This is a genomic window from Szabonella alba (genome assembly GCF_016765775.1).
Taxonomy (GTDB): Bacteria; Pseudomonadota; Alphaproteobacteria; order Rhodobacterales; family Rhodobacteraceae; genus Szabonella; species Szabonella alba.
Genome location: NZ_JAESVN010000005.1, coordinates 270,886 through 288,944, shown reverse-complemented (window position 1 = coordinate 288,944; position 18,059 = coordinate 270,886). Strand labels below are relative to the sequence as shown.

Sequence of the window (18,059 nt, the reverse complement as noted above, 5' to 3'; positions counted from 1 at the left end):
GGCCGTCAGAGCCGTTCAACCGGCACGCGGCTTCCCGCCGGAACTGAAACGCCACCGTGAACAAGCAGACGGTCCGCTGCCATCACCTCGGCCAGCCACAGCGCCAGTGCCACCGGATCGCGCGATTGCGGCCCGTCCACCGCGTCCAGCACCAGTTTTGACGGCGCCCAGACGATGGTGCGGCCATGTTTCATCGCCCAGTCGATCTCGGTCCGGGTCGCCACCACCACACAGCGCGGATCGCGCGCGGCCAGCGCCCAGGCGTTCTGTTCAATGGCCAGAAGGTCAATCCGGCGCTGCGTTGGCCCGTGCCCGGTCACCGGGCGCGGCAGATCGGGCAGCCCCACGGTCAGGATCACCGGCAGCCCCCGCGCCTCCCACTGATCCAGCCGCCGGGGCAGATCGTCAGCGGCAAGGGCGGCATTGTCCAGATGCACAACAACCGGATGCACCGCCGCCTCATCAACCCGCATCGGCACCCCGGCGCGAGACCGCACGATCTCGACGCCCAAGGCGCCGGGGCCACGGTCCAGCTTCTCGATCCGCACGAAGGCCCGCATCGCCTGCGGTTCTGCCAGCACCCGCTCGGCCACTCGTTCGGCCAGCGTTTCCAGAAGGTTCAGCCGCTCTTCGGCAAGTTCCGCCTCAATCGATTCCGTGATCCGGTCATAGGACAGGATCAGATCGACATCATCGGCCAGGGGCGCGGGATGGGGACGGGTTTCAACAACCACGTTGAAGCGCAGGCGCTGCTTTTGTCCGCGCTCCTGCTGAAAGGCGCCGATATCGGCCTCGACCACATGGTCGCGCAGGCTGATCCGGTCGCGCGGATCGGCGCTGGCCGAGGCCGCTGCCCGCTCCTCGGGATGGGCGAAGGCAAGGCTGATATCGCTGGTCATCTGCGTCTCCGCGCCAGAGGGCTGGTTCAGGGCCGGTCGTCGCGGGCAGGATCACCACCCGCCGCGCCCCCCGCTTGCCCGAAGCCGCCCCCCGGTGCAAGGGCCGCGACATCCGCGCCCCTTTTGCAAACCCTTTGCAGGCAGGTCAGAGCGTGCGGACTGATCAGAGCGGCTGACGATAGAACAGATGTGCACCGATCTGCGCCGTGCGCGGAAAGCGATGCGCCCAGCGGGGCCGGACCTGCGTGGTATGGAAATGCGTGGCCCCCTGCGTCAGCTTCCGGGGCGCGCCGCTCAACATCACCTGCGCGATCTTGCCCGCCGCATCATAGGCATCGGCCTCGCGGATCCGGTCATCCTTGCCATCGCAAGTAAAGGAAAACTGACAGGCGTTGCGGCGCCCTGATCCCTGATTGACAACCGCACAGACCGAATTCGGATAGGCCCCGCTGTCGACCCGGTTCAGGATCACCTCGGCCACCGCAAACTGACCCTTCACCGTCTCGCCCCGCGCCTCGAAATACAGCGCCTTGGCAAGACAGGCCCATTCCTGACCGCCGCTCACCGCAGGCTGATCCGCCAGCCAGACGCGGTCATAACTAACCTGTGAACTGCCCTTCTCGGTGCTTTTACGTGTTGCCTTGGGCACATTGGCCAAGGCAGAATGCTCAAGAGATAGCAGGCCGGAAATGCGCGAAACCGGCGCATTCGATTGGCTGGTGGTGACATCGGCGTGAGATGTCACACCCGTAGCAAGCAGCAATATAAGGCCGCCCAGCGTGCTTTTGCACAAGCGCATGGGTCGTTTTCCCGGGTTGTTTCAATAGGCCACCCAGACCGGTAAAACCGGCCCTGTCCGCAGGCAGCGGGGTGAGCCTTACTGCAAAAATATCAAACTGTCCACATTGTGTTACATAATTGCAACAGCGCGCAGTCAAAGATCGGCGAAACCTGGCCGATGGCTATCGCTAACCTATTGAATTTCCACATCCTCAATCAACGGCTCCAACAGCGCCAGATGCGCTGCGGCAAGCCGGGCCAGCGGCACCCGATAGGGCGAGCAGGAGACATAATCAAACCCCGCCTTGCGGCAGAAGGAGATTGATTCGGGGTTGCCGCCATGTTCGCCGCAGATCGACAGAACCAGCTTTTCCCGCGTGCGCCGCCCGCGTTCTGCGCCGATCAGCAACAGCTCCCCCACCCCGTCGACATCCAGAATATGGAACGGATCCTCGGGGAAGACGCCCTGCTGGACATAGGTGTTCATGAAACGCCCGGCATCGTCGCGCGACAGACCATAGGTCATCTGCGTCAGGTCATTCGTGCCGAAGGACAGAAAGGCCGCATGCTGGGCGATATCGCCTGCCCTGAGCGCGGCCCGGGGCGTCTCGACCATCACGCCCAGCTTGTAGTCGAAATCACGCGATTTGGCGGTGCGCACCTTTGCCGCGACCGCATCGACGCGCGTCTTGACCAGTTCCACCTCGCGTTTGGCCGAAACCAGCGGGATCATGATTTCCGGCACGACCGACCCGCCCCGGGCGGCAATCTCGATCGTCGCCTCAAAAATCGCCTGCGCCTGCATGTCGTAGATCTCGGGCAGCACGATCCCCAGCCGCACGCCGCGCATGCCCAGCATCGGGTTGAATTCCGTCAGCGCCTCGGCCCGGCGCGTCACCTCGGACAGCGGGCGGTCCAGCGCCTCGGCAAGTTCCCGCATCCCGTCGCGTGAATGAGGCAGAAATTCATGCAAAGGCGGATCGAACAGCCGGATACAGACCGGCAGACCTTCCATGATCTCGAACAGTTGCACGAAATCATTGCGCTGCATCGGCAGGATCCGCGCCAGTGCCGCCGCCCGGTCCTTGGGACTGTCGGCAAAGATCATCTCCCGCATCGCGACCAGCCGGGCATCCTCAAAGAACATATGTTCGGTCCGGCACAGACCGATGCCCTGCGCCTCGAAATCCCGGGCGGTCTGCGCATCGGCGGGTGTGTCGGCATTGGCCCGGATGCCGATATCGCGCACCGCATCGGCCCAGGACAGCAGCTTGCGGAAATGGCCGTCCAGCGCGGGCGGCAGCATATCCGCAGCCCCGGCCAGCACCTCACCGGTGGTGCCGTCCACCGTCACGATATCGCCTTCGCGGAATACCCGCCCATCCGCGCCGGTGATGCGGCGTTCGCGCGGGTCGATCCGCAGATCGGATGCACCCACGATGCAGGGCAGGCCCAGTCCCCGCCCGATCACTGCGGCGTGCGAGGTGATGCCCCCCCGTTCGGTCAGCACCCCCGCCGCCGAATGCATGCCGCGGATATCCTCGGGCGCGGTCTCGCGTTTGACAAGGATGCAAGGCTCCCCCCGCGCGGCGCTGGCCTGCGCACCGGCAGAGGAAAACACGATCCGCCCTGTTGCACCGCCCGGGCTGGCGGCAATGCCGCGTGCAAAGACATCGCGGGGTCCGCGCGGATCGACCTGCGGATGCAGCAGTTCCGACAGGGCGCGCGGTTCAACCCGCAGCAGCGCCTCATTGCGGGTGATGATGCCCGCATCCGCCAGATCGACCGCAATCCGCAGCCCCGCGCGGCTGGACCGCTGCACCCGAACCGCATCAATCACCGCAAGGCGACCATCCTCGATGGTGAACTCGATCTGCATTTCCTCGCGCAGCTTGGCGCGGCAGGCGGTGCCCTGACGCGACAGCGTCTCAAAGATCCCGGGCGCGATATCCTGCAAGGACGGCCCGCGCGCATCGCGCGTCAGATAGAGCGCCTCATCCGTATCGCGCAGCGCCGCGCGGTCCTGCGCCTGCCGCAGCCAGCGCCCGGTGATCTGCGGCTCACCCGTCACCGGATCGACGAACTGGATGACGCCCGAACCCGATATGCCCTGCCCGATCCCCTGCGCCATTGCCTGCACGACCAGCCCCAATGCGGCATCCTCGGGCGCGCCCTTGGCCTGTCGCAACAGCCGCGCCGATGTGCCCTCCCAGGCCCGCGCCATCGACCGCAGCACCTCGGACAATTGCCGCGCGGGATCTTCGGGGAAAGGTTCCTCCATCTCATCGGCATAGGCGCGCAGCGCCGCGCGCAGCGCCTCACCCGAAGGCTCGCGCCCCTCAAACATGTCCGGGTCCAGCCGCGCCACATGCACCGCATAGCCCTGCACGAAGCGCAGATACAGCGCATCGGCCGCCGCCTGCCCGTGCCGTTCAACCAGTTCGGCATGGCGCGCGCCGTTCATGCCGATATTCAGAACCGTCGAAGGCCCGCCCCAGTCCGGATTGGCCGGGGAGGGGCGCACCGAGATCAGGGGCCGTTCCCCGAACAAATGCAGCACCGAGGCATAATCCATCGCCTGCCCCGCCGCGATGCACCGCACAAGACTGGCCGGCAGCGAAACCGAGCGCGGCACCGGCATGTCCAGCCGGATCAGCCGCTGCAGGCATTTCGCCCGCCAGCCATGGGTTTGGGCCGCGATTGCCGCACTTGGCGTGATTTCCGCAAAATCGGGGAGGGGGTCGAATTTCTGCACTGCGGCACCTTCCGGTTTGTGGCCGCAGCATAGTGCCAATCGCGGGTCACGCAAGCGTTACGGGGCCGCAGAACGGGGAGGCCAAGGCACGGGGGGCTGTCTGCCCCCCGACGGACCTGCCGCAAGCGGCAGGCCCTCCCCCCGAGGATATTTCAGGACAGAAAAAGGGACGCGGGCTTTTTCTGTCGGCAAATATCCCCGGGGGTGAAGGCCGAAGGCCGAGGGGGCAGGACGCCCCCTGCCCCGCCCTAGCCTTCGATCCGCGTGAGGTCAGCCACCGGCGCGCAGGCCGCGCGGATGCGGTGCAGAAGGTTCAGCCGGTTGCGGCGCAGGATTTCACTGTCGGCATTGACCTGCACCGTTTCGAAAAACGCATCAATCGGGGCGCGGAGTTTGGCAAGGGCTGCCATCGCCGCCGGGAAATCCTCGGCCTGCATGGCCGGGGCGATGGTGGCCTCGGCGGAATCAAGGGCGGCGAACAGCGCGCGCTCGGCCTCGGTTTCGGCGAATTTCGGATCGGCGCCGAAGGAATATTCCACCCCGTCCTTGTCCTCGGCCTGGGTCAGAATGTTATTGGCCCGCTTGAAGCCCTGCACAAGATTGGTGCCGTCATCGGATTTCAGGAACTCCGACAGCGCGCGGGCGCGGGTGACCAGCAGCGTCAGGTCGTCATTGCCCGGCATGGCGATGCAGGCGTCGATGATGTCGTGGCGGATGCCTTCGTCGCGGAGGAATACCTTGAGGCGGTCGTGGAAGAAGGCGAGGAGGTCGGCGGTGAGGCTGCGGAGACGGCGGTCTCCTTTAATGATACGATCGTCCACAAGTTGGTGGTCAGCATCAAGGTCGTCGAACCAAACCTCAGCATCGTCCACAACTAGTTCTGACCTTAGAGCGGTGTGAAACTCGACAAAGGAACATAGGAACACTGGCGGCTCTTCGCCTGCTTCTGTTGGATGTACATGGCAAACCCCAAGCCAGTTCTTAGCCTCGGGCGTGAGCGATTGGGGCAGCATGTAGAGTGATCGAGCCAAGGCGGGTGAGTACCAAACCTGCGCTGCAGAAACATCAATGATGTCGAGAAGATGCCCGCGCACCCCATTCCCCAACACCAGTCGGATAACCCCCAGCGCCGCCCGCCGCAGCGCAAAGGGGTCCTTGCTGCCCGTCGGTTTCTCGTCAATCGCCCAGAACCCGGTCAGCGTGTCCAGCTTATCGGCCAGTGCCACCGCCACGCTCACAGGTTCTGTCGGCACGGCGTCCGAGGGCCCCAGCGGCGAATAGTGATCCCGCGCGGCATCGGCAATCGCGGATACCCGCCCCGGGCTTGACCCGGGGCCTCCAGCCGCATCAGCCGACAGGGCCTCCAGCACATAATACCGCCCCATGACGCCCTGCAATTCCGGGAATTCCCCCACCATCGCCGACCGCAGGTCCAGCTTGGCCAGACGCGCCGCGCGCTCTGCCTGATCGGCATCCGCCCCAACCAACGGCGCGATTTCCCGCGCCAGCGCCGCGATCCGGTCAATCCGGTCCGCCTGGCTCCCCAGCTTGTTGTGGAAGGTCACGGATTTCAGGCCCTCGGCCCAATCCCCCATCCCCGCCTTCGCCACCCGCAGGTCATTGTCCCAGAAGAACCGCGCATCCGAAAGGCGCGCCGCCAGCACCTTGCCGTTGCCTGCAAGGATCGTCGCGCCATGGTCTTTTGTTTCGCGGTTGGCAACAGTCACATAAGCCTCAATCCGCCCGGTTTTCGGGTTCTTGACCGAAAAGAACTTCTGATGCTCTTTCATCGAGGTTTGCAGCACCTCGGGCGGCAGATGCAGGAAATCCGCACCAATATCGCCCATCAGGACCACGGGCCATTCCACCAGCCCCGAAACCTCGGCCAGCAGCCCGGCATCCGGCACCAGTTCCAGCCCGCGCGCAAAGGCCTGATTGCTGGCCTCGGCCTCAATCGTCGCGGCGCGCTCGGCCGGGTCCAGCATGACAAAGGCGCGGCGCAGTTTCGCGCGGTAATCGTCGAAATTGCTGACCGCAAAACGCCCCTGCGCCATGAAACGATGCCCTTCGGTCGTGTTGCCTGCTGTCAGGTGATCCACCGTGACCGGCACGACCTCGGCCCCGGATTCATCGCTCAAGAGACACAGGATCGACTGCAGCGGGCGCACCCAGCGCAAACTGCCCGTCCCCCAGCGCATCGACTTCGGCCATGGGAAATTGCGGATCGTCGCCTCAACCACCCCGGCCACGATTTCGGCAGCCTCGCGCCCCGGTTTTTCAATCACCGCGAACCAGACCTGCCCCTTCTTGTCATCCCGCAACTCCAGCTGGTCCTTCGTCAGCCCGGTTGAGCGCAGAAAGCCCTGAAGCGCCGCATCGGGCGCATCGGCCTTGGGGCCTTTGCGCTCCTCGCGCAGCGGCTGCGACCGGGCCGACAGCCCCTCGATCGTCAGTACCAGACGGCGCGGCGTCGCAAAGGCGCCCGCCGAGGCATAGGTCAATCCCGCCTCGACCAGCCCATCCGTCACCAGCCGCCGCAGATCATCCGAGGCGCGGGCCTGCATCCGGGCGGGAATTTCCTCGGAGAAAAGTTCAAGCAGAAGATCGGGCATCGGTCGGGTTCCTTGACGGCAGGGACGGGCGGGGTCGGATCAAAGGGCGCGGGGGGGGGTCAGCGCACAGGTGGCGCCGGGCAACCGGGCGGCGCCGGATTGCCGTCGAAGACTTCCTTGCCGCAGGCATTGATCTGCTGCCAGGCAAAGGCGCGGCCATCGGGCAGCACGGTCACGATCCGGTCGATGCCATAGCGATGGTTCTCTTCTCCCATCCAGGCACTTGCCTGACCTGCGGCCAGCGCCTCGCCGATCTCACGCGCGTCGAAACAGTCAAACCAGCCCGGTGCGACCAACGGCTCGGCCCCGTCATAGGGGCGATGCGTCGTGGCATCGGGGGTCACGGTCAGCCGGAAACAGGCGCGATAGCGGATCGGGGAACTGTCGGAATCGATGCCCCGGAAATCGGTCACCGCAATCTCCTCGACCGCACCATCCGCCGTTGTCAGCGTCACCCGCGCCTCGGGCGATCCTGCCGTGATTTCATCGTAATAGGCATAGACCTGAAGATAATAGATCGCGATTCCGGCGATCAGCGCCGAGACGACGATGGAGGCCGCCAGAATCTTGCCCATCATGTCAGGGCCTCCGACCGCCCGGCCTCGGTCGTGACAAACGCATCGGCGCATTTCTTCGCCAGCGCCCGCACCCGCCCGATATAGGCCTGCCGCTCGGTCACCGAGATCACGCCCCGCGCATCCAGCAGGTTGAACAGATGGCTAGCCTTGATGCATTGGTCATAGGCCGGATGGGCCATAACGATCCGCCGCCCCGCCTTGTCCATCTCATCCGCGGCAAGGATCCGTTCGCATTCGGCTTCGGCATCCTTGAAATGCTGGAACAGCATCCCGGTATCGGCCTGATCGAAATTCCAGCGGCTGTATTCCTGTTCCGTCTGGCGGAACACGTCGCCATAGCGCAGCGGAATTGGGCTTGCGGGATCGTTGAAGGGCATCTCCATCACATGATCGACGCCAAGCACATACATGGCCAGCCGCTCCAGCCCATAGGTCAGTTCCCCCGAAACGGGCCGGCAGTCATGGCCGCCGACCTGCTGGAAATAGGTGAACTGGCTGACTTCCATCCCGTCGCACCAGACCTCCCAGCCCAGCCCCCAGGCGCCCAGCGTCGGGCTTTCCCAGTCATCCTCGACAAAGCGGATGTCATGCAGGTCGGTATCAATGCCGATGGCGCGCAAGGATCCCAGATAAAGATCCTGCAGTTCCGGCGGCGAGGGTTTGATCAGCACCTGATACTGATAATAATGCTGCAACCGGTTCGGGTTCTCGCCATAGCGCCCGTCGGTCGGGCGGCGCGAGGGCTGGACATAGGCCGCAGCCCAGGGCCGGTCCCCCAGCGCGCGCAACGTGGTGGCCGGGTGGAAGGTTCCCGCCCCCACCTCCATGTCATAGGGCTGCAGCACCGCGCAGCCCTTGCCTCCCCAATAGGTCATCAGCCGCAGGATGATTTCCTGAAAGCTGCTGGGCACGGTTGGGGCGGCATCGGACATGGCATTTTCCCGGCTCGGAGTGTCGCGCCCTCATTAGGCGCAAGGGGCCAAAGCGTCAATGCGCCCGCCCCTGCGCCCATCTTCCGCCTGCCGCAGCCCCCCGGCCTTGCGGACTGTGATTTCACCTTGGCCGAAATACCTCCGCCGGAGGCTCCCGCCCTGGTCACAACCCCGCGTGCAAGGGGCTGGCGGCGGCACTCGGCTCTGGCCAAATCCGCAAATTTGTGCTTCGCAGGGGCTTTGTATCCGGACCCAGGATTGGAATACCCATGCGACATGCCGCCTTTCTCCTGACCCTCTGCGCCGGGATGCTGCTGTCCCTCGCCGCCAGCGCACAGGAGCGCGCATGGGTCCAGATCGAAGCGCAGCCAACCCTGACCCAGGCCGAAACCCGCGCCCGCGCCTATGCGCAGGTGTTTCCCGATGTGGCCGGGTTCCGGATGACCTCGGGCTGGTATGCCATTGTCCTTGGCCCCTATTCGCCCGATGCGGGCCTTGCCCGGCTGGCGCAACTGCGGTCTGAAAATCTGATCCCTGCCGACAGTTTCATCGCGGCGGGCCAACAGTTCCGCCAGCCCTATTGGCCCATCGGCGCCGATCCTGCCGCCCAGCCGGTGCAGGATTTCACCGCCCCGTCCGAAGCCGCGCCCGAAGCCGCGCCCCCGGCGCTGGCACCGGGCGATCTGCCCGCAATCGTCGAAACCCCGCTTGACGGTGCAACGGACAATGCGCAGGCCGCGCCTGCGGAAACCGCGCCAGCGCCGGCTGAGACCGACATGCCGGCCCCGCTTCAGCCCGCCCCGGCCCTGCCCGACGAAACCCTTGCCGAGGCGCGGCAATCCGAATCCCGCCTGACCCGCAGCGAACGCGAAGAGCTTCAGTCCGCGCTGAAATGGTTCGGCCATTACACCGCCGCCATTGACGGCGCTTTCGGTCCGGGAACCCGTGCCTCGATGGCGGCATGGCAGGCCGCCAACGGGTATGACGACACCGGCGTCATGACCACCGCGCAGCGCGCCCAGATGCTGGATGAGCTTGCCCGGATCGAGGCCGAACTGGGGCTGGAGCGCGTGACCGAAAACGAATCCGGCATCGAGGTCGATCTGCCGCTCGCGCTGGTCGAATTCGATGCCTATGAGCCGCCTTTCGTCCATTACCGCGAAAAGGACGACAGCGGGCTGCGGGTCGTGCTGATCTCGAAACCGGGCGACCGTGCGGCCCTGAACGGGCTTTACGATGTGCTGCAGACCCTGCGTGACGTTCCCGCCTCGGGGGACCGGATTCTGGGCGAACGCTCGTTCTCGATCTCGGCCCGCAACGGCGATACTGCCTCCTATTCCTTTGCCGAACTCAGTCAGGGGCTGGTCAAGGGCTATATGGTAATCTGGAACCCCGCCGACCCCGCGCTGGAAGACCGCGCCGCCCGCGCGATCACGGCCATCGGCGCCTCGTTTCAACCCATCGGGGGGCGGGCGCTTGACCCCGGCCTTGTGCCTTTGGATGACGGGGTCCGTCGCGGCTTGCTGGCGGGCATGGAGGTGCGCCGCCCCACCGTGTCGCGCTCGGGCTTCTTTGTCTCGGCCACGGGCGACGTTCTGACCACCACCGATGTTCTGCAATCCTGCAGCCGCATCACCATTGACCGCGACACGGATGCCGAAGTCGCTGCGGTGGATGAGGCCGAAGGGCTGGCCCTGCTGCGTCCGACGCGCCCGCTGGCCCCCGCGCATCATGCAGGTTTTGCCGATGATCTGGGCCGTCTGGGCCGTGAGGTGGCCGTGGCGGGCTATTCCTATGAGGCGGCCCTGCCCGCCCCGACCCTGACCTTCGGCTCGCTGGAAGAGGTGACGGGGCTTTCGGGCGAAACCGGGCTTGCCCGCCTGGGTCTTGCCGCCATGCCCGGCGATGCGGGCGGCCCTGTGATCGACGCGACCGGTGCCGTACTGGGAATGCTGCTGCCCGGTGGCGCGCCCGAGGGACGGGTGCTGCCCGATGGCGTAGCCTTCCTGCGCCCTGCCGACCGGATTTCGGCCAGCCTTGGGACGCAGATGACCCTGCGATCCGCAGACCGGAACGGCGCGCTTTCGCCCGAGGATCTGACCGAGGTTGCGGCGGCGATGACGGTTCTGGTTTCCTGCTGGAAATGACGGGGTCCGGCGGGCCTCAGGCCCGCCAGAACCGCGCCATAAACAGCACATAGACTGACAGAAGTTCCAGCCGCCCGACCAGCATGCCGAAGATCATGATCCAGCGCGCGCTGGCGGGGAAGTCGGTCACCCCGCCATTGCGGCTGACCTCGGGGCCCCAGACCGGCCCGATATTGGCCACCGCCGTCCAGGCGGCAGTAAAGGCGGTGCGCGTATGCAGCCCGGTCAGTGACAGCGCCACGGCCAGCACGCCGAAGGTCAGGATGAACATGGTGAAGAAAACGATCACCGAATCGATCACATCCCGGCCGATGCGCTGACCCTGATAGCGCGGTTCGATCACCGCCTGCGGGCTTTGCAGGCGGCGGATCTGCACGCGGATCGCCTCGAACACCACAAGATAGCGGAACACCTTGACCGAGCACCCGGTCGAGGAGGTGCAGCCCCCCACCAGCCCCGCAAGGATCGCGATGACAAAGGGAAAAGCCCCCCATGCCGCGACATCGGCCGAGGCATAGCCGGTGCCCGAATTGATCGAGGCAAGGTTGAACAGGCTTTGGCGCAGAGCATCGAAAAAATCATGCTCCAGCGCCAGAACGCGATAGGCCACGATGGCCAGTGTCGCATAGGCCATCCAGCGCACATAGGCCCGCACCTGCGGATCCTGCCAGAGCGGCAGAAGCGACCCCTGCGTCAGCTGGATGAAGCGGATGAAGGGCAGCGAGGCCAGCACCATGAACAGCACCGACACATATTCCAGCGGCCCGGCAAAGACCGAAAAGGATGCGTCGTAATTCGAGAACCCGCCGGTGGAAACCGTGGTCAGCGCATGCATCACCGCATCGAAACCCGACATGCCAAGGGCGAAATAGACCACCGCGCAAACCACCGTCAGCGCAATATAGATCTGGATCAGCGCCGATGAGATATCGAGCGCGCGCGGCAGCACCTTGCCCAGAGTATCGAACCCTTCCGAGCGGAAGAACTGCATCCCGCCCACCTTCATCACCGGCAGGAAGATCATCGCAACGATCACGATCCCCAGACCGCCCAGCCATTGCAGGATGCCGCGCCAGAGATTCGTGCCCGGCGGCAGGCTGTCCAGCGCGACAAAGGCTGTGGTGCCGGTCGTGGTCATGCCCGACATGGATTCGAAAACGGCATCCGTGACCGAGGCATCAGGCGCGCCGATGATGAAGGGCAAGGCCCCGAAAAGCGGCATCATCACCCAGGTCGCGGTGGTCAGCAGAAAGGTCTGTTGCAGCGTCAGACCGCGCCCCGATCCATTGGCACAGGCCAAAGACAAAATGGCACCGAACAACGCGGTCACGATCGCCGATTCCAGAAAGCCCGCCCAGTTGGAATTGCCCGCGACAAGGTCCAGCATCATCGGAAACAGCATCATCGCCGCCAAAGCCATTAGCAGCAATCCGATCACATATCCGACTGGGCGCAGGTCGATCATGCGCCGAGGCTTGGCCTGCGGCCCTGTGCCTGTCAAGCCTCGGCCGCGTTGCGCGGCTCCGGCCCGGCCAGCGGATCCTAGCCGCTATGGATCAGCGACTGGAACAGACGGGGGTCAAGGCTGGTCGCGGCAAAGGTCGGCCCTTCGGTCAAGAGGCTGACCGCATCATGGCTGTGCAGGCTTTCCTGATGGCTCGCCAACACCCGGAAATCGCCGATCCGCGCATCGCCCCGCAACGCCGCCGAGAAGGACCGCGCCGCATCCTCGACAAAGATCGGATTGGCGGCGTTCAGTTCAGCAAAGGCCTGTTCATCCTCACGCTTGACCATGACCTGCGTCTCGGTCGGCACTGCGGCGCGGGCCAGTTCGATCAGATCCTCGAACCACAGGCATTTGGCCGGGCGCAGTTCGACCGACAGCCGGGCGACCGAACGCTGCGAATGCGGCGTCGCCAGTTGTCCGCGTGTCCGCCGCGCATGTTCGGCCAGTTCCAGCGAACAAGGGCAGGTCGAGGAATAGACGAAATCCAGATGCAGGATCTTCTTGCGGATGCCCGCCGCCTCGACCAGTTCCAGCGCGATATCGTAATATTGCCAGCCCGAAAGCCCCGAACGCAGGCTGTCGACCTTCATCGGAAAGGACAGCCGCATCTGGATGCGCGCATCGAAGGATCCCAGATCACGCTTGTAATCCTCCAGCGCCCGCTCGATCACGTCAAAGCTGAAGGCGCTGTCGGCATGGGTATAGAAGGACCGCATGATGCGGCTCATGTTGATGCCCTTGCGATCCGCCTCAAGGCTAACCGTGCCGGTGACCGAGGTTTCAAGCATCACCTCGCCCGCATCCCGCGTGCGGTAGCGGATCGGCAGGCGGAAGTTCGAAATCCCGACATGCTGGATCACCGCCTTTTCCCCGACGATCAGGCTGGCAGGCCCATTCTGAAGGTCGGGCAGGCTGGCCTTATAGGCATCATCCACACGGAATTCGCGCGGGTATTGCCGTGCGAATTCAGGGTATCCGCCGCCCGTCAGTGCGAGCGCCGAAGGGTCCAGCGCCGCAATCTCGGCATTGCTGGCCTTGCCCGCCCACTGCCGCAGCAGCGCCAGCGCCGCCTCGACCTCAGCGCGCGACGGAATGCGGTCAATCTCGGGCGTATGGATGTTCATGGCTGGATCCTTTCGGTTCAGGCACGGCACATGGCCGTCCGTCAATGTCAGCAGGTATACGCGCGGGCCTCATGCCCGGATCAGTTTGCCCAACTCGGCGGGTCCCGTCACAGATAGGCGCTGGACGGGATTCGGAAAAGGCCGATTGCGACGGAAAAGCCCCGCTAATGCGACAACAGGCGGCCAAAGCCGGCAGGCAGGCGGACGAGCCCCCGCCCGCGCGCCTCAACGCGCGGAAAAACGCTGACCCGCCCCGCCCCTGTATCAGACCGCAGCCAGCGCCGCCTGCAGATCGCCGATCAGATCGGCCGGATCTTCCAGCCCGACCGAAAGCCGGATCAGCCCGGGCGAGATGCCAAGGGCAATCTTCTGATCCTCGGGCAGGCGCTGATGCGTGGTCGTGGCCGGATGGGTCGCGATGGACTTCGCATCGCCCAGATTGTTGGAAATCTTGATGATCTCCAGCGCATTGAGGAAACGGAACGCCGCCTCTTTCCCGCCTTTCACCTCAAAGGACAGCATCGTGCCGCCCGATCCCATCTGCGCCATGGCCAGATCGTGCTGCGCATGGCTGGCAAGGCCGGGATGGATCACCCGCGCGATACCCGGTTCTGCCTCCATCGCGGTCGCGATCTCAAGCGCCGCCGCCGCCATCGCCCGGCAGCGCAGATCCAGCGTGGCCATGCCGTTCAGCATGATCCAGGCGGTAAAGGGGCTCATCGCCGCGCCGGTATGTTTCAGATAGGGTTCGGCCACCTTGCGCACGAAATCGCGCGTGCCGCAGATCACCCCGCCCAGGGCGCGGCCCTGCCCGTCGATATGTTTGGTCGAGGAATAGACCACGACATCCGCCCCCTGATCGACCGCGCGCGAAAAGATCGGTGTTGCAAAGACGTTGTCCACCACCACCAGCGCGCCCGCCGCATGGGCGATATCAGACACCGCGCGGATATCGACCAGTTCCAGTGTCGGGTTCGACATGGATTCAAAGAACACCGCCTTGGTGCCCGGCGTCACAGCCGCGCGCCACTGGTTCAGATCGGCCCCGTCAACAAAGGTGACGCGCACGCCAAAGCGCATCAGAACCTCTTCCAGCACATAAAGGCAGGAACCGAACAGCGCGCGTGAGGACACGACATGATCGCCCGCCCGCAGCATCGACATCAGCGCGCCATTGACCGCTGCCATGCCCGAGGCGGTGGCAAAGGCATCCTCGGTCCCCTCGATCGCGGCTATGCGGTCTTCGAACATCCGCGTGGTCGGATTGCCATAACGGGCATAGATGAATTCATCCGGCCCCGACTGCACGAACCGCGCCTCGGCCTGTTCGGCGCTGTCATAGACAAAGCCCTGCGTCAGAAAGATCGCCTCGGCCATCTCGCCATATTGGCTGCGGCGGCTGCCCTCATGCACAAGTTGCGTACGCGTCTTCCAGTTTCCGGCCATGTCGGACCCCCAGTTTCAGCCCCGGATATCGGACAGGGGCACCGGTTGGTCCGGGCTCCTGTTTAGCGGAATGTTTAACGTGGCCCGCAATCCGGAGAACAAATCGCCACGAAAACCGATTACGCCCGCGCTGATGCAAGGTCAAGAGGGCGCAAGGCCAAGGGAGCCAAGGTCAAGGGAAGCGGAGCGGCGCTTCATCACGCCGCACCGCCCCGCCAAGGGGTTATCGCTTGCCCAGCAAACCACCCAGCATGCCCAGCAATGCATCCGCATTGGCCGGGGCCTGCTGGGGCGCGGCGCCCTTTGGGGTCATCTGATCCACCAGAACCGGCAGGATCTGCGCCAGCAATCCGGGTGCGTCGTCCCGCGCAACCCCGGCCTTGGCGGCAATCCGGTCCATTCCCGCCGTACCGAACACCTGTTCAATCTGCGATGGCGCCACCGGCTGGTTCGCGCCCGACCCGACCCAGCTTTGCGCCACCTCGCCCATGCCGGCCTGCTGAAACTTCGCCAGCATCCCTGCCAGCCCGCCATGTTTGTTGCCGGCCGACAGCATGGATGCCGCCACCTGCATCAATTGCGGATTCTGCATCGCGATCTGCGCGATCTGACCCATTCCACCCGCATTGCCTGATCCGCCGGTCAATGCCGAGACAAGGTTGTTGAGAAGCGACATAACAGAAAACCTTTCACCATCAGCGCGGACCGCCCACGCCTTGGGCGACAGGGTTGCCGATTCGTGGCGGGGCGACAAGGGAAAGATCCGGCGCAGAAGCATCAGGTCTGATCCCGGCGCCGGTGCAGGATCAGAAGGGCACATCCTGCGCCTGATCCGCAGGCATGACAAAGCCCGCGACCACATGCTTGACCCCGGCGCGGTCAAAGGAAATCTGCAGCTTGTCGCCTTCGATTCCGGTGATGTCGCCATAGCCGAATTTCTGGTGAAACACCCTGTCCCCCGTCACGAAACGCGACACGGCGGCAAGGTCGATCACCTGATTGCGGGCCTCGCGCGGCTGCGCCATGGGCCGCGCCGCCGATTGCGCCTGCATCCGCCGCCAGCCGGGCGAATTGTAGACATCCGCCTTGACCGCCCGCGCCTCGACCTGCGCCGGGGCCGCCGCGCCGAAGCCGCCGCCATAAAGACCCGGCGGCGTCAGCACCTCGACATGCGCCTCGGGCAACTCGTCGATGAAACGCGACGGAAGCTGGCTTTGCCACTGGCCGTAAACCCGGCGGTTGGCCGCAAAGGAAATCGTGCAGATCTCCTCGGCCCGCGTGATGCCGACATAGGCAAGGCGGCGCTCCTCCTCCAACCCCTTCTTGCCGCTCTCGTCCATGCTGCGCTGGCTGGGGAACAACCCCTCCTCCCATCCCGGCAGAAACACTGCCGGAAATTCCAGCCCCTTGGCCGCATGCAGCGTCATGATGGACACTTTGGGGGCGGATTCCTCGGTCTCGTTCTCCATGATCAGGCTGACATGTTCCAGAAACCCTTGCAGATTCTCGAACTGCTCCAGCGCCTTGACCAGTTCCTTGAGGTTTTCCAGACGCCCGGGTGCCTCGGGGGTCTTGTCATTCTGCCACATGGCGGTGTAGCCGGATTCCTCAAGGATCGTCTCGGCCAGCCGGATGTGATCGGCCCCCGCCTGCACCGCCTCATGCCAGCGGTCAACGCCTGCGACGAAGGCCCGCAACTGTCCGGCCCCCTTGCCGCCGATCCCCCCCTCGGCCAGCAAGTCCCGCGCACCTTCCAGCAGGTTGACACCCGAGGCGCGCGCGGCGCGCTGGATTTCCGATTGCGCCTTGTCGCCAAGGCCCCGTTTGGGGGTGTTCACCACGCGCTCAAAGGCCAGATCATCGGCAGGGCTGACGGCAAGGCGGAAATAGGCCATCGCGTCGCGGATCTCCAGCCGTTCATAAAACCGGGGGCCGCCGATCACCCGATAGGGCAGGCCGATGGTCAGAAACCGGTCCTCAAACGCGCGCATCTGATGGCTGGCCCGCACGAGGATCGCCATGCCATCGGCGGATACGGGGCCAAGCCCGCGCGTGCCGCGTTGCAGCGCCTCGATCTCCTCGCCGATCCAGCGGGCCTCTTCCTCACCGTCCCAATGGCCGATCAGGCGGACCTTCTCCCCCTCCTCCACCTCGGTCCACAATTCCTTGCCCAGACGCCCGGAATTGGCAGCAATCACACCCGAGGCTGCGGCAAGGATATGCGGGGTAGACCGGTAATTCTGTTCCAGCCGGATGACCTCCGCCCCCGGAAAATCCTTCTCGAACCGCAGGATATTGCCCACTTCTGCACCGCGCCAGCCATAGATCGACTGATCGTCATCGCCCACGCAACAGATGTTGCGATGCCCCTGCGCCAGAAGCCGCAGCCACAGATACTGCGCCACGTTGGTATCCTGATACTCATCGACAAGGATATAGCGGAACCAGCGCTGATATTGCGCCAGAATATCGGGATGGGCCTGAAAGATCGTCACCACATGCAAAAGCAGATCGCCGAAATCGACGGCATTCAGGCTGCGCAGCCGGTCCTGATAGGCGGCATAAAGCTCGGTGCCGCGATTATCATAGGCCGACGCCTCGGAGGACGGCACCTTGGACGGGGTCCAGGCGCGGTTCTTCCAGGCGTCGATCAACCCCGCCAGCATCCGCGCGGGCCAGCGTTTGTCGTCGATATTCGCCGCCGCGATCAGTTGTTTCAGCAGGCGGATCTGGTCGTCCGTGTCCAGAATGGTGAAATTCGATTTCAGCCCCGCCAGTTCGGCGTGCCGCCGCAGGATCTTGACCGAAATGGAGTGGAACGTGCCCAGCCATTTCATCCCCTCGGCCACATCCCCGGTCAGACGGCCGACGCGGTTCTTCATTTCCCGCGCGGCCTTGTTGGTGAAGGTCACGGCCAGAATTTCATTGGGCCGCGCCTTGTTCATCGCCAGCAAATGCGCAATCCGCGTGGTCAGCGCCTTGGTCTTGCCTGTCCCTGCCCCCGCCAGCACCAGCACCGGCCCGTCAAGCACCTCGACCGCCGCGCGCTGCGCGGGGTTCAGATCGTCCAGATAGGGGGCGGGCCGCGCCATCATGGCGCGCTGGCTCAGCGGGATCGGGGGGGTGTCGGTGGGACTCATGACCAGACTATAGGAAGAAGGCAGCGCGGGGAAAAGCGCTGTTCCCTTAATGTTCACATCTTTTTCACCTTTGCAACCGCCGCGCCTGCAACCGCCGCGCCCCCGCGCAGCCGCTCGTCGCCTCTCTTCCCTCACCCTG

12 protein-coding genes and 1 riboswitch are annotated in these 18,059 nt (G+C 64.7%); of the genes, 1 reads left to right on the top strand and 11 read right to left on the bottom strand.

Going from position 1 to position 18,059, the window contains the following annotated elements; genetic code table 11:
- Positions 1–5: 5 nt before the first annotated feature.
- From JL811_RS13600 to JL811_RS13575, 6 genes are all read right to left on the bottom strand, one after another.
- Positions 6–899 carry a dihydroneopterin aldolase gene (locus JL811_RS13600; RefSeq protein ID WP_202689246.1) on the bottom strand — a complete coding sequence of 298 codons (894 nt, stop codon included), beginning with the start codon at positions 897–899 and terminating at the stop codon, positions 6–8.
- A gap of 163 nt (positions 900–1,062) precedes the next feature.
- Positions 1,063–1,698: a cell wall hydrolase gene (locus JL811_RS13595; protein WP_202689245.1), complete on the bottom strand. Its 636-nt coding sequence runs from the start codon at positions 1,696–1,698 to the stop codon at positions 1,063–1,065.
- Positions 1,699–1,872: 174 nt separating this feature from the next.
- Complete coding sequence (locus JL811_RS13590; RefSeq protein ID WP_202689244.1) at positions 1,873–4,434, bottom strand: putative PEP-binding protein; 2,562 nt, start codon at positions 4,432–4,434, stop codon at positions 1,873–1,875.
- Between the two features lie 248 nt (positions 4,435–4,682).
- Entirely contained in the window at positions 4,683–7,046 is a 2,364-nt protein-coding gene (gene glyS, locus JL811_RS13585; protein WP_202689243.1) for a glycine--tRNA ligase subunit beta, read from the bottom strand.
- Positions 7,047–7,105: 59 nt separating this feature from the next.
- Positions 7,106–7,624: a DUF6446 family protein gene (locus tag JL811_RS13580; RefSeq protein ID WP_337924749.1), complete on the bottom strand. Its 519-nt coding sequence runs from the start codon at positions 7,622–7,624 to the stop codon at positions 7,106–7,108.
- Positions 7,621–8,556 (bottom strand): glycine--tRNA ligase subunit alpha, encoded by a 936-nt coding sequence (locus JL811_RS13575; RefSeq protein ID WP_202689242.1) that lies wholly within the window; start codon positions 8,554–8,556, stop codon positions 7,621–7,623. The genes JL811_RS13580 and JL811_RS13575 overlap by 4 nt, the downstream gene beginning before the upstream one ends.
- Before the next feature lie 269 nt (positions 8,557–8,825).
- On the opposite strand from JL811_RS13575, the gene JL811_RS13570 reads away from it, so the two are divergent.
- Positions 8,826–10,703, top strand: coding sequence for a serine protease (locus tag JL811_RS13570; RefSeq protein ID WP_202689241.1), 1,878 nt, complete (start codon positions 8,826–8,828; stop codon positions 10,701–10,703).
- A 16-nt stretch (positions 10,704–10,719) separates the two neighbouring features.
- Here the strand turns inward: JL811_RS13570 and JL811_RS13565 are convergent, their stop codons facing one another.
- From JL811_RS13565 to JL811_RS13545, 5 genes are all read right to left on the bottom strand, one after another.
- The gene (locus JL811_RS13565) at positions 10,720–12,168 is read right to left on the bottom strand and encodes a TrkH family potassium uptake protein (protein ID WP_202689240.1); all 1,449 of its coding nucleotides are present in this window, start codon (positions 12,166–12,168) and stop codon (positions 10,720–10,722) included.
- Between the two features lie 77 nt (positions 12,169–12,245).
- Positions 12,246–13,334, bottom strand: coding sequence for a GTP cyclohydrolase FolE2 (folE2, locus tag JL811_RS13560; RefSeq protein ID WP_202689239.1), 1,089 nt, complete (start codon positions 13,332–13,334; stop codon positions 12,246–12,248).
- A 264-nt stretch (positions 13,335–13,598) separates the two neighbouring features.
- Positions 13,599–14,780, bottom strand: coding sequence for an O-succinylhomoserine sulfhydrylase (gene metZ, locus JL811_RS13555; protein ID WP_202689238.1), 1,182 nt, complete (start codon positions 14,778–14,780; stop codon positions 13,599–13,601).
- 40 nt (positions 14,781–14,820) lie between these two features.
- Positions 14,821–14,900, bottom strand: a riboswitch (SAM riboswitch).
- Between the two features lie 103 nt (positions 14,901–15,003).
- Positions 15,004–15,456, bottom strand: coding sequence for a YidB family protein (locus tag JL811_RS13550; protein ID WP_202689237.1), 453 nt, complete (start codon positions 15,454–15,456; stop codon positions 15,004–15,006).
- A gap of 130 nt (positions 15,457–15,586) precedes the next feature.
- Positions 15,587–17,920: an ATP-dependent helicase gene (locus JL811_RS13545; RefSeq protein ID WP_202689236.1), complete on the bottom strand. Its 2,334-nt coding sequence runs from the start codon at positions 17,918–17,920 to the stop codon at positions 15,587–15,589.
- Positions 17,921–18,059: the final 139 nt, after the last annotated feature.

Coding starts and splice junctions, on each gene's coding strand:
- JL811_RS13600 (WP_202689246.1), bottom strand. CDS start 899: ATGACCAGCGATATCAGCCTTGCCTTCGCCCATCCCGAGGAGCGGGCA.
- JL811_RS13595 (WP_202689245.1), bottom strand. CDS start 1,698: ATGCGCTTGTGCAAAAGCACGCTGGGCGGCCTTATATTGCTGCTTGCT.
- glyS (WP_202689243.1), bottom strand. CDS start 7,046: ATGCCCGATCTTCTGCTTGAACTTTTCTCCGAGGAAATTCCCGCCCGG.
- JL811_RS13580 (WP_337924749.1), bottom strand. CDS start 7,624: ATGATGGGCAAGATTCTGGCGGCCTCCATCGTCGTCTCGGCGCTGATC.
- JL811_RS13575 (WP_202689242.1), bottom strand. CDS start 8,556: ATGTCCGATGCCGCCCCAACCGTGCCCAGCAGCTTTCAGGAAATCATC.
- JL811_RS13570 (WP_202689241.1), top strand. CDS start 8,826: ATGCGACATGCCGCCTTTCTCCTGACCCTCTGCGCCGGGATGCTGCTG.
- JL811_RS13565 (WP_202689240.1), bottom strand. CDS start 12,168: ATGATCGACCTGCGCCCAGTCGGATATGTGATCGGATTGCTGCTAATG.
- folE2 (WP_202689239.1), bottom strand. CDS start 13,334: ATGAACATCCATACGCCCGAGATTGACCGCATTCCGTCGCGCGCTGAG.
- metZ (WP_202689238.1), bottom strand. CDS start 14,780: ATGGCCGGAAACTGGAAGACGCGTACGCAACTTGTGCATGAGGGCAGC.
- JL811_RS13550 (WP_202689237.1), bottom strand. CDS start 15,456: ATGTCGCTTCTCAACAACCTTGTCTCGGCATTGACCGGCGGATCAGGC.
- JL811_RS13545 (WP_202689236.1), bottom strand. CDS start 17,920: ATGAGTCCCACCGACACCCCCCCGATCCCGCTGAGCCAGCGCGCCATG.